General features: G+C 58.5%; 11 protein-coding genes and 1 tRNA gene. 6 read left to right on the top strand and 6 right to left on the bottom strand.

All coding sequences use genetic code 11. The features are described from left to right. The coding region (locus ACIREA_RS16525) for a DUF1552 domain-containing protein (RefSeq protein ID WP_397383399.1) at positions 1–826 on the top strand (826 nt) is incomplete at its 5' end. A 187-nt stretch (positions 827–1,013) separates the two neighbouring features. Here the strand turns inward: ACIREA_RS16525 and ACIREA_RS16520 are convergent. Continuing rightward, complete coding sequence (locus tag ACIREA_RS16520; RefSeq protein WP_397383398.1) at positions 1,014–2,351, bottom strand: CCA tRNA nucleotidyltransferase; 1,338 nt, start codon at positions 2,349–2,351, stop codon at positions 1,014–1,016. 94 nt (positions 2,352–2,445) lie between these two features. Between ACIREA_RS16520 and ACIREA_RS16515 the strand changes: the two genes are divergently transcribed. Continuing rightward, positions 2,446–2,925, top strand: coding sequence for an Lrp/AsnC family transcriptional regulator (locus ACIREA_RS16515; RefSeq protein WP_397383397.1), 480 nt, complete (start codon positions 2,446–2,448; stop codon positions 2,923–2,925). Positions 2,926–2,945: 20 nt separating this feature from the next. Further along, a complete protein-coding gene (locus ACIREA_RS16510; RefSeq protein ID WP_397383396.1) occupies positions 2,946–4,124 on the top strand; it encodes a pyridoxal phosphate-dependent aminotransferase in 1,179 nt (392 codons plus the stop codon). Here ACIREA_RS16510 and ACIREA_RS16505 read toward each other — a convergent pair. The 5 genes from ACIREA_RS16505 to sucC form a co-directional block, all read right to left on the bottom strand. Next, positions 4,043–5,074, bottom strand: coding sequence for a nitrilase-related carbon-nitrogen hydrolase (locus ACIREA_RS16505; RefSeq protein ID WP_397383395.1), 1,032 nt, complete (start codon positions 5,072–5,074; stop codon positions 4,043–4,045). The genes ACIREA_RS16510 and ACIREA_RS16505 overlap by 82 nt on opposite strands. Positions 5,075–5,128: 54 nt before the next feature. Continuing rightward, positions 5,129–5,671, bottom strand: coding sequence for a PAS domain-containing protein (locus ACIREA_RS16500; RefSeq protein WP_397383394.1), 543 nt, complete (start codon positions 5,669–5,671; stop codon positions 5,129–5,131). 261 nt (positions 5,672–5,932) lie between these two features. Then, positions 5,933–6,862: an amidohydrolase family protein gene (locus ACIREA_RS16495; RefSeq protein WP_397383393.1), complete on the bottom strand. Its 930-nt coding sequence runs from the start codon at positions 6,860–6,862 to the stop codon at positions 5,933–5,935. Between the two features lie 57 nt (positions 6,863–6,919). Further along, positions 6,920–7,396: a pentapeptide repeat-containing protein gene (locus ACIREA_RS16490; protein WP_397383392.1), complete on the bottom strand. Its 477-nt coding sequence runs from the start codon at positions 7,394–7,396 to the stop codon at positions 6,920–6,922. Positions 7,397–7,497: 101 nt separating this feature from the next. After that, positions 7,498–8,682 (bottom strand): ADP-forming succinate--CoA ligase subunit beta, encoded by a 1,185-nt coding sequence (gene sucC, locus ACIREA_RS16485; RefSeq protein ID WP_397383391.1) that lies wholly within the window; start codon positions 8,680–8,682, stop codon positions 7,498–7,500. A 118-nt stretch (positions 8,683–8,800) separates the two neighbouring features. Between sucC and trmD the strand changes: the two genes are divergently transcribed. The 3 genes from trmD to ACIREA_RS16470 form a co-directional block, all read left to right on the top strand. After that, on the top strand, positions 8,801–9,472 hold the full coding sequence (gene trmD / locus ACIREA_RS16480; RefSeq protein ID WP_397383390.1) for a tRNA (guanosine(37)-N1)-methyltransferase TrmD: 672 nt from the start codon (positions 8,801–8,803) through the stop codon (positions 9,470–9,472). A gap of 98 nt (positions 9,473–9,570) precedes the next feature. After that, positions 9,571–9,661, top strand: a tRNA-Ser gene (locus ACIREA_RS16475). 158 nt (positions 9,662–9,819) lie between these two features. Further along, the coding region (locus tag ACIREA_RS16470) for a DUF6538 domain-containing protein (RefSeq protein WP_397383389.1) at positions 9,820–11,287 on the top strand (1,468 nt) is incomplete at its 3' end.

Below are 11,287 nucleotides of genomic sequence, written 5' to 3'. Positions count from 1 at the left end.
CTACACGCGCAGCGGTGTGATGGTGCAGGCGCAGTCGAAGCCCTCGCAGGTCTTTGCCAAGCTCTTCCTCGATGGAACTCCGGGAGAGATCAGCAACCAGATGCGCAAGCTCAAGGAAGGGCGCAGCATCATGGACACGGTGCAGGCGGAAGCGAAGCGCTTTGAGCGCCGAGTAGGTGCGGCGGACAAAGAGAAGCTGGATGAGTACTACACCTCTGTGCGTGAGATGGAGGAGCGCATGCTCAAGTCTGAAGCGTGGGTGCAGAAGCCGAAGCCGAAGGTGGATGCGAAGCCGCCGACGGATGTCGAAAATGAAGCGGATCTCATCGCACGGATGAAACTGCTGTTTGATCTGATCCCGCTGGCGCTGCAAACGGACAGTACGCGGGCGATTACGGTGCTGGTGCAGGGGCGGGGAGATGTGCCTCTGATCAATGGGGTGACCATGGCGCATCACAATCTATCTCATCACGGCCAGGACCCGATGAAGATCGAACAGTTGCAGCGGATTGAGCGCGCGGAGTTTGAAGCGTTGAATGGTTTGTTTACTTCGCTCAAGGCGAAGAAAGAGAGCAACGGCAGTCTGCTGGACAACACGATGGTTTTGTTTGGCAGCAATCTGGGGAATGCCAACAGCCATGACTGGCACAACCTGCCGCTGGTGTTTGCGGGTGGCGGATTCAAGCATGGGCAGCACCTGGCGTTTGATGCGAAGAACAATCAGCCGATGTGCAATCTTTTCGTGCAGATGCTGCAGCGCATGGGGATTGAGGCGGATGAGTTTGGGTCGAGCTCGGGGACGAGTTTGCCGGGGCTGGTGGTGTAGTTTGGGACAATGAGGTTCGCGGTGGGAGGTGCGACAGACACTCTTGTCTGTCGATCAGCGCCACCGCAATCTCCCGGGTTTGCGGGTTGGCAGACCCTGCAGCAGCGGGGCGAGAGGTGACTCGTGGATTGTTGGTGCTGGTGAAGGCGCTGGCCGACAGACAGGAGTGTCTGTCGTACTTCAGTGGCTACTCCTCGACGGCATCAAACACATCGGGCACGGGCGCGTGTTCGGCCACCCAGGCGAGGGCTTCTTCTTTGGTCTTGAGGGTGCCTTCGAGCTGGAGGGTTTGAAGGGTGGTGAGGAGTTTGCCGAGGGCTTTGCCGGCGTGCCAGCCTTGGGCGATGAGATCGGCGCCGGTGATGATGCGCGGCGGGAGCATGGGTTCGCTGGCGAGTTCTTCGCGCTTGGCGAGGAGGAACTCGTAGTTGTCCAGCCAGCCGTTGGAACCGAGGCAATCAACGCGGTGCAGGGCGAGTTCGTCATCGAAGGAGGGGCGGGCCATGAAGCGGCGCAGCTTGGCGGTGCGCATCTTTTTCACGTCCTTGAAGACCATGTGGTTTTCCACGGCGACGACGGTGGGCTCGATCACGTCGTTGGAAAATTTCATGCGGCGCATGATCTCGCCGGTTTTTTCGGCACCGAGTTTGTCGTGACCGTTGAAGCGGATGCGGCCCGTGTCGGCATCACGCGTCTGTGTGGCCGGTTTGGCGATGTCATGGAGGAGCACGCTCATGACCAGCGGTAGTGAGACTTCGGCGGGCAGCAGGCTGAGCATGAGGCGGGTGTGGATGAAGACATCGCCCTCGGGGTGGAATTGCGGCGGCTGCTCGCAGCCTTGGAGAACGAGGATCTCGGGAAGGAACTGCTCCATGAGGCCGCTGTTGACGAGGAGATCGAAGCCGCGCACGCGGTTGGGGCTGAGCATCGTTTTGACGAACTCCTCGCGGATGCGCTCGATGCTGACGCTTTTGATCTTGGGGGCGAGGCCGCAGATGGATTCCCAAGTGGCGTGTTCGATATCGAAGCCAAGCACGGTGGCGAAGCGGACGGCGCGCAGCATGCGGAGGTGGTCTTCTTCAAAGCGGTCTTTGGCGACGCCGATGGCACGCAGCAGGCCCATGCGCAGATCCACCTGGCCGTCCACGTAGTCGATGACCTGGTTTGTGAGCGGGTCGAAGAAGAGGCCGTTGATGGTGAAATCGCGGCGCTGGGCATCGAGCTCCGGGGTGGAGTAGGTGACGCTGTCGGGGCGGCGGCCATCGCTGTAGCTGCCGTCGCTGCGGAAGGTGGCGACCTCGACGTGCTGGTGGTTCAACCGCACGATGACGACGCCGAAGTGGGCACCCACGGTTTGGGCACCGGGGAAGAGCTTCACCACCTGCTCGGGCGTGGCGCTGGTGGCCACGTCGAAGTCTTTGGCCTCGCGACCCAGCAGCATGTCCCGCACGCAGCCGCCCGCCAGCAGGGCTTTGTGACCGGCCTGGGTGAGTTTTTCGATGATCTGGATGGCAGTGGCGCGCATGCCCGGATGTTCCATGGCCGGGTTGAATGTTCAATGTTGATTCTGCTTTCCGCTGTTCAAATCGGGGACTGGCGTTACACTCGCGACCCTTAATATGGACCCGCTCATCGAACTGCTCCGCAATAACTCCAACCGCAGCCCCAAAGAGATCGCTCTCGCCCTGGGGCTCGCCGAATCCGAAGTCACCGCCCGCATTGCCGCGGCGGAGGCGGATGGCACGATCCTGGGGTATAGCGCCGTGGTGGACCGCCTGAAGGCGGGGGACCGCCGCGTGACGGCCCTGATCGAGGTGCGCATCTCGCCGGAGCGTGATGGCGGCTTTGACCGTCTGGCACGCCGGATTTCGAAATTTGACCAGGTGCGCGACTGCTTTCTCATGAGCGGTGGTTATGATCTGGCCGTGATCGTGGAGGGCAAGGACCTCCTGGATGTGGCGACTTTTGTGTCCGAAAAACTCAGCACCCTGGGAGGCGTGCTGTCCACGGCCACGCGCTTTGAATTGAAAGCGTACAAGGAGAACGGGTTCCTCGCGAACGGTGGCGGCGATGAAGAGCGTCTGCCAGTGAGTCCATGATCTGAGAGGAACCTGAGGCCATGGAATACGACAACAAAATTTCAAACATCATTCGCGATCTGCCGCGCTCCGGCATCCGCGATTTCTTCGAACTCGTCATCGGTCGCACCGATGTCATTTCGCTCGGCGTCGGTGAACCCGACAAACCGACCCCGTGGCCGATTCGCGAGGCGGTGATCCGCTCGCTGGAAAAAGGCCAGACGAGCTACACCTCGAACCTCGGTCTCGAATCGCTACGCATTGGCATCAGCGAGTACGTGACGAAGCATTTCCGCACCACGTATGATCCTAAGACGGAGATTCTGGTGACGGTGGGCGTGTCCGAGGCGCTCGACATCGCCTTCCGTGCGGTGTTGAATCCGGGTGACGAAGTGATCTATCATGAGCCGTGCTATGTGAGCTACTCACCGAGCATCAAGATGGCCTACGGCGTGCCCGTGGTGGTGCAGACTCGTGAAGAAAATGAGTTTGCGCTGATGGCGGAGGATGTGGAGAAAGCGATCACACCGAGGACGAAAGTCATTGCGCTGAACTTCCCCACGAATCCGACCGGCGGCATCATGCCGCATGAGGAGCTGGCGAAGATCGCCGCGCTGGCGGTGAAGCATGACCTGCTGGTCTTCACCGATGAGATCTACAGCGAGCTGCTTTATGACGGCCGCAAGCACAAGAGCATCGTGGAGTTTCCTGGCATGCGTGAGCGTACCATTTTGCTGCACGGCTTCAGCAAGGCCTTTGCCATGACTGGCTGGCGTCTCGGCTATGCATGTGCTCCGGCACCGCTGCGTGAGGCGATGATGAAGATCCACCAATACTGCATGCTATGCGCTCCGATCATGAGCCAGATGGCCGGCATCGAAGCGCTCAAGATGGGTGAGACTGCGTATGAGGACATGCGTCAAAGCTATGAGCAGCGCCGCAATCTCATCGTGAGCCGACTCAACGGGATGGGGCTGCATTGCTTTAATCCCGGGGGGGCGTTTTACGTCTTTCCTGAGATCCGCAGCACGGGGCTGACCAGCAAGGAATTCGCCATTCAGCTGCTGGAGAAGAAGAGTGTGGCCGTTGTCCCTGGCAGTGCTTTCAGCAGTGCAGGTGAAGGCTTTGTGCGCTGCTGCTACGCGACGGCTCCCGAACTCATCGCGAAGGCGATGGATTTGATGGAAGAGTTTGTGAACGAGGTGCGCGGGAAGAAATGAACTTCATGCCAGGCGGGAATGCGTTCCCGTCTGGCGATTTTCCTGGCGGGTGGTGTACGGGCGCTTTCGTCGATCTGCACTTCCTCGGGGGTGAGGTTGACGTTGAGCTGCGAGGGATTGGTTTCTTTGCGCCTGCGATGGGCCTCGTGAATGACGGCCTCGGGCACTTCGACGCGCAGCGCGTGCCAGCCTTGGTGGACGAGGCGGGTGTCTTCAGAACGGTCGTAGGCTTCGAACGCCTTCATTGCTGGCAGGTACATGGCGATCCTGCCGAGGTTCACATTGACCATGCTGGAGTCGCATTTGCCAACGAGCGGGCAAACGACGACGGCGCAGCCGAGCTCGATGGCGCGGGCGGAAGCGCAGCGGGTGACGCGCTCGCTGCCGTAGAGGGGCTCCGTGGCGCTGGGGACGAGGAGGAGGTCGATGTTGAGTCCGCGCAGCCGGGAGCTGAGCTCCGGCACCTCAATGTCGAGGCAGATGATGACGGCGACGCGGAGGCCGGACATTTCGAAGACGAACAGTTCGCGGCCTGCTCTGAACTCATGCTCCCATGGGGTGAGGAAAAGTTTGTCCTGATGCAGGACGCGGCTGTCACTGAAGATGAGGGCGCGATTGTAGAGGTGTTTGGTCGCCGGATCGAGATAGGGGGCGGTGCCGACGACGGCGCGCTTGCCCTTGATGCAGAGGCGCTGCCTGAGCTTGGGCATGAGGTCCACCCAGACGACTTTGGCGATGTCTTCCATGTCTGCGTCCGGAGGCAGCAGGGGCTCCAAGGCGGCCCAGAGGTATTCTGGGAGAAGGACGATGTTCACGCCACCAGACCAGGCGGTCTCGACGCGGTGCATGACTTCCTCTGCAAAGGCGTCCACGTTTTTTCCTGCATCTCCCACGTCGAAGGTCCAGGCTTCGACTTTGACATTGGTCTTGCTGGGATCGGTGTCAGGCATGGCTGGTGCATAACGGGGCCAGCAGCCTGAAAGATGCAAGCGGCCAGTCCCAGGCTAGGACGGTTTCACCTCAGCATCCACGCTGGGGAAGTATCGCGGCATGCACTTGGGGCACAGGCCGTGCGTGAAAGTGATGGCTGAATACTGCCAGAGATATTCTTCGATGGGATGCCACTCGCCGGTGGCGATCTGGATGTCTTTACAATTGGCGCAGATGGGCAGCCATTCGTGTAACCGGGTCTGTGAGGGCAGTTCCGTGGCATGAGTTGAAAAGCCACGCACCACGTCTTCCACCACATCCGGGGTATAGGTGGCGAGAAAACGCTGCGTGGCACCGGAGGAGTCTGTGAGGTGCCGTTCAAAGATCTGCTTTTCTCCCCGCAATGCCCCTTGGATGTGCGTGCGGTTCAGTTCATAGAGTGACGGGCCCAGAAGCTCCTGCAGGGAGATTCCCGCCAATTCTTCCTGGGATTTGTCAAACCAGCGCTGATAGGCACGGTTTGAAAAAGTACAGCGTTCGTCGGCGGTCCAGTAGGCAACCATGGCGTGCATTTGGTTGACGATGCTGAATGCCGCCTGGCAGAGATCAAGAGACATGGCGAAAACAGGGCGGGGTTAATGATTGTCGATGGCAAGCTTTTAGCCGCCTTCTTCGCGTTACTGACACCCGATCTTTAATAATGTTCGAATGCGAACTTTATCAGTTTTAAAGAAATATATTAACTGGGCCGAGTGGGCTCGACCTGATCTCATTTTGGATCTCCAACTCGCGCCTTAGTGAGCTGTTTTGGGTTGGGAAAAAGCACCCGGGATGTCATTCGGCATGGCGCGGAAAGACTAGATAAAAGATGGGAGGACTTAAGCCAACCGGAATAGCTTGCGGGAGTTTTCGAAGAGGATTTTGCGCTCGACTGCTTTGCTGGGGGCGAGCTTGCGGATGGCGGCAAGGGTCTGGGCGCCCTGGCAGCCGGGGCCGCGGCCGAGGTGGTCGGCGCAGTCGCTGCCGTAGAGGATCTTGTCCTGATGGCGGTCGAAGAATTTGGTGGTGTGCTCTTCATCGCGGGTGAGGGCTAGCAGGCCGCTGCCTGCGGACATGTCGGCAAACATGTTGGGATAATCGGCGAGGTATCGGTCCGTGATGCCGCCGGGTGTGATCTTGCCTTTGGGGTAGTTTACTTTTTGATCGTGCTGCTTGTCGATGTTGCCCCAGAAGGCCTGAGCATGGCCGATGAAGTTGGTCTTGGGAAACTTCTCCAGCATGGTGTGGAAGCGGTCGTAGCCGAGATTGTAGGTCTGGTGCTGGAAGTGCAGGAGAATTGGCACGTTGTAGGCGGCGGCGAGGGCGTAGAGTTTCTGGCTCTCGGGGGAGTCACACTGAACCATGAATTTCTGCTCGCCGATCATGCAGGCACCCTGCTTGAGCCATTTTTCGATCTCGGCGGGTGCGGTGTCGAGGTCGGTGACCTCATTGGCGGCCCAGAGGTAGGCATCGGCATGAGCTTTGGCGAAGTCTCGCGCGGCCTCGGTGGTGGCGCATTGGGCGGCGAGGCCGTTGGATTTGCCGTTGTGGGTGGAAGGGCGGTCCAAGTAGGTTCCGGCGGGAAGGATGATCGAGGTGGTGATCCCCATCGCCACCTGATGCGCGAGGAGATGCTCATCCGCGCGCTTGTGGTAATTCATGTGCTGATGGATGTCGATGACAGGCTCAGCGGTGGATGGCGTTTGCGCGAGGGCGCGGGAGGTGAGTGCGGCGAGACCCGTGGACAAAAAAGTGCGGCGTGATGGCATGAAACCACTACGCCGCATGGAAGGCTATGTTGCTTGTCAGCTATGCAGCTGCGCGAATCAGCTCAGTTTTTTCAGGCCCTGTGTGTCGGCCAGAATGGCGCCGGTGTAAATCATGCCGGTTTGCACAGTGCCGTTGAGGTTTGCGGCGATCAGGTCCGCATCAGTGAAGTCGGCATTGGTCAGATCGGCACCTTCCAGGTTGGCACCAGAAAGATCCGCGCCACGGACGTTGGCGTTGCTGAGGTTGGCATGACGGAGGGAGACGCCGCCGAGGTCGGCTCCGCTGAGATCTGCGCCGCTGAGATTGGCGCTGTCCAGATTCGCGCCACTGAAGTCGCCGCCGGAGAGATTGGTGCCTGCCAGATTGGCCTTGGTGAGGGTGGTGCCGACAAACTGGCACTTGGCCAGATTGAGGTCATTGAGCGTCGCACCTGCGAGGTTCATGCCGGTTTCGTCGATCTTGCGGCCGCTTTTGCCGCCGCTTTCAAGCCATTGAGTGTGCGCGAGGAGTTCTTCGGTTGTGATGCTAGCCATGGTGCACAAATGAAAACCCGATTTACGAGGCCGTAAATCGGGTTTTCAAACTTGTTTAGGGGATTTAGATGGTCCCTAAAAGCCTATCGGTGGGTGCTTAATCAGCCTTTCACCTCAGCGACGATCTTCTGCGCTGCGTCGGTCAGATCGGCGGCGCTGGTGATCTTCAGGCCGCTGGCGGCGAGGGTGGCCTTGCCGGCTTCGACGTTGTTGCCTTCGAGGCGGACAACGAGCGGGATGTTCAGGGAGACTTCCTGCGCCGCGGCGATGATGCCGGTGGCGATGATGTTGCAGTCCATGATGCCGCCAAAGATGTTCACCAGGATGCCCTTCACATTGGGGTCGCCAAGAATGATTTTGAAGGCTGCGGTGACCTGTTCCTTGGTGGCGCCGCCGCCGACGTCGAGGAAGTTGGCTGGCTCGCCGCCGTGGAATTTGATGATGTCCATGGTGGACATGGCAAGGCCGGCGCCGTTGACGAGGCAGGCGATGTTGCCGTCGAGACCGATGTAGTTGAGGCCGAATTCGCTGGCGGCGACTTCACGCGGGTCTTCTTCCGTGGTGTCACGCATGGCGACGACGTCCTTCTGGCGGTAGAGGGCGTTGTCGTCGAAGTTGAACTTGGCATCGAGAGCCACGACTTTGCCATCGTCGGTGATGGCGAGAGGATTGATTTCCACGAGGGAGCAGTCGCTCTTGAGGTAAAGATTCCAGAGGGCGGTGAAAAGCTTCACGGCCTGGTTGGCGAGAGGACCGGTCAGACCGAGGGACGCAGCGACCTTGCGGCACTGGAAGGGCTGCAGGCCGAGGGCGGGATTGACGAATTCTTTGGAGATCTTCTCGGGAGTCTTCTCGGCGACTTCTTCGATGTTCATGCCGCCTTCGGTGGATGCGATGATGGCGTGGCTGCTGGAGACGCGATCAAACAGGATGGCGAAGTAGTATTCCTTCGTGATGTTTACGGATTTGGCGATGAGCACCTTGCTCACGAGCTTGCCTTCCGGGCCGGTCTGGTGGGTGACGAGGGTCTGGCCGAGCATCTTGCCTGCGATGTCCTCCGCTTCTTCCGGGGTGTTCACGAGATGCACACCGCCTTTGAAACCGTTTTTAAATGTGCCTTTGCCACGGCCACCGGCATGTACCTGGGCTTTCACCACGAGTCCTGCTTCACCGATTTCGCGAGCCGCGGCTCCTGCTTCTGCCGCTGTGCTGGCGACGATTCCTTTGGGACTGGCGACGCCGAATTTGTCGAACAGTTGCTTGGCTTGATACTCGTGGATGTTCATGGAGAAAAAATGGGGGAACCCGATAGTAGAAGTGCGGCCCAAAGCGTCAAGGCGCATTCCCGGTGAAGGTGAGAATGCCGGGCTTGCCGTGCCTGCAAGGCTGCGGCATAGCCCCAGAATGCGAATTGATGTGGTGACGTTGTTTCCCGAACTGGTCTCGGTGCCTATGGGCCTGAGCATGATGGGCCGTGCGCAGGAGAAGGGCATTTTGGACCTGCGGGTGCATGATTTGCGTGAGCAGGGGATGGGAAAGCACCGCCATGTGGATGACACTCCGTATGGCGGGGGGCAGGGGATGGTGATCCGCCCGGAGCCGGTGTTTGAATCGCTGGACCGCATCGACACACCGGAAGCGCGCATCATTTACATGTCGCCTGCTGGGAAGCGGTTTGATCAGGCCATGGCGCGGCGGCTGTCCGCTGAGCCGCATTTGATCTTCATCTCGGGCCATTACGAAGGCATCGACCACCGCATCATTGAGCATTGGGTGGATGAGGAGATCAGCCTGGGGGACTACGTGCTGACGAACGGGGCCATCGCAGCCGTGGTGGTGATGGATGCCATCGTGCGCCTGCTGCCCGGGGTGCTGGGGGATGAAATGAGCGCGGTGGAGGAGAGCTTTGGCGCCAGCGGCCTGCTGGAGGCACCGCAGTACACCAAGCCGGCGGAATACCGTGGCCTGAAGGTGCCGGACATGCTGCTGAGCGGGAATCACGCGAAGATCGCCGCATGGCGGGAGCAGCAGGCGCTGGAGCGCACGCGGGCGAACCGCCCTGATTTAATCGACTGAGATGCATTACGGCATGACATTTCGTTTGACGATCTGCCGGGCTGCACGCTAAATAAGCACTCCGCTGGCTGACCACCTGCGGGACAAATTCAATGAATGGTGAGGTGGCTGAGTGGTCGAAAGCACATCTTTGCTAAAGATGCGTAGCCTTAACAGCTACCGAGGGTTCGAATCCCTCCCTCACCGCCATTTCGCTCGCCAGCCCTTGAGAGTCAAAGGATTGTAAAAACCGCTCCGCCTGCATTCTGAGAATGGGACACCACCATGAGACACCAGAAGAATTGCAAAAAGTGCCGGGACACACCAGACTCCACCGCAGAGGCAACCGCTATTACATACGTGCGAAGGTGCCGAAAGACCTTCAAACCGTGATGAAGCGGAAGGAACTCAAGAAAGCCCTCAAGACCTCCGATTACCGGGAGGCGGTGCGGCTTGTGAAACTCGAATGCGCCCGATTTGATGCTCTTTTTGACGATGCGCGGGATGTTGTGCACCGTGATGCACAAGGAGGGAAGCGGCTTTCATCCATGAGCGAAGCACAGGCCATGCAGCTTGTGAGGCGCTGGTTTGTGGATGTGGAAAAGAAGTCCGAAGACTGGTATGACCGCGAGTTGAGGAAGCTTACGACACCTGAAAAGGAGGATGTTTTAGCCGATTTGAGGTTGGAGGAGGCGATTTACAGCGGTTCATATCGTGGGGAAGAGGGGCCAGACGATGGAGATGGAACGACGGAATTGAGGCGTATCCTCAAAGAGCATGATCTCGTCATTGAGCCTAAAGACCCGCTCTTTGCAAAGCTGGCTGCGCTCATTCGGAAGGGCAGGCTGGAAAACGTTCATCGCAATATGGAACGGCTGGCGGGGGATGTCCCCACAGAGAAAGACAGCCGTGTTTGGAGGATGGTAAAGCAGGAGGCGCAAACACCCGCCAAGGCTGAATCAATGCCGTTGGGCGAGATGTTGAAACGGTTTGAGGATGATCTCTCGAAACAGAAACGTTCCGAGGCAACGAAGCGTGCCTACCAAATCCCGATTCGAATTCTCAAGGAAACGATTGGCGAAAAAAGACCTCTCGAAAGCATCGCTAGAGAAGACGTGGAGAAGGTGCGGGACTTCCTGCGAGAAATTCCAGTGAACGCCGCTCAGCGATACAAGGGGAAAACGCTGGCGCAGGCTGTGAAGGCGGCAGATTCCAAGCCGAATGTGCGGAGGCTCAATCCAAGAACCGCGCTCAACTACCTCACCACCATCTCCACGATCTTCAATTTTGCGGTGGACGTTTGCGGGATGGAGAAAAACCCGGCAAGTGACCACAGATTGAAAGCTGGCTTCAAGACAAAGAAACCCAAGAAAGCTGTTTTCACTGCGGAAGAGTTAAACAAAATGTTCAAGGCCCCGCTTTACACGGGCTGCGTTGATGATGAAAACGGCTATGCCAAACCCGGACCATGCAAGAAAAGGCGCGGGAGGTTTTGGGTGCCTCTCCTTGCCCTGTTTCATGGCCTTCGCTCAAATGAGGCATGCCAGCTTTACACGGAAGACGTGCGTGAAGTGGACGGCGTGCAATGTCTGATGATTCGGGATGATGTGGATGATGGGAAGCCCACAGAAAAGCGCCTCAAAACCGCAGCCAGTGAGCGAACGATTCCGATTCATGCGGAGCTTTTGAAAATGGGCTTTCTCGATTATGTGGCACTCAGGCGGAAGGACAGCAAAGATGCCGTTCTTTTCTATGAACTGACAAAAGGCAAGTCGGGCAAGTTCAGTGATCCGTTTGGAAAATGGTTTGGCCGATTTTTGAAAGGTGCTCTCGGCT

The organism is Prosthecobacter sp. (genome assembly GCF_044373815.1).
Classification (GTDB): Bacteria; Verrucomicrobiota; Verrucomicrobiia; order Verrucomicrobiales; family Verrucomicrobiaceae; genus Prosthecobacter.
Note: the sequence above shows the minus strand (reverse complement) of the source record. Positions and strands in the feature narration are given on the sequence as shown.

Coding starts and splice junctions, on each gene's coding strand:
- ACIREA_RS16520 (WP_397383398.1), bottom strand. CDS start 2,351: ATGCGCGCCACTGCCATCCAGATCATCGAAAAACTCACCCAGGCCGGT.
- ACIREA_RS16515 (WP_397383397.1), top strand. CDS start 2,446: ATGGACCCGCTCATCGAACTGCTCCGCAATAACTCCAACCGCAGCCCC.
- ACIREA_RS16510 (WP_397383396.1), top strand. CDS start 2,946: ATGGAATACGACAACAAAATTTCAAACATCATTCGCGATCTGCCGCGC.
- ACIREA_RS16505 (WP_397383395.1), bottom strand. CDS start 5,074: ATGCCTGACACCGATCCCAGCAAGACCAATGTCAAAGTCGAAGCCTGG.
- ACIREA_RS16500 (WP_397383394.1), bottom strand. CDS start 5,671: ATGTCTCTTGATCTCTGCCAGGCGGCATTCAGCATCGTCAACCAAATG.
- ACIREA_RS16495 (WP_397383393.1), bottom strand. CDS start 6,862: ATGCCATCACGCCGCACTTTTTTGTCCACGGGTCTCGCCGCACTCACC.
- ACIREA_RS16490 (WP_397383392.1), bottom strand. CDS start 7,396: ATGGCTAGCATCACAACCGAAGAACTCCTCGCGCACACTCAATGGCTT.
- sucC (WP_397383391.1), bottom strand. CDS start 8,682: ATGAACATCCACGAGTATCAAGCCAAGCAACTGTTCGACAAATTCGGC.
- trmD (WP_397383390.1), top strand. CDS start 8,801: ATGCGAATTGATGTGGTGACGTTGTTTCCCGAACTGGTCTCGGTGCCT.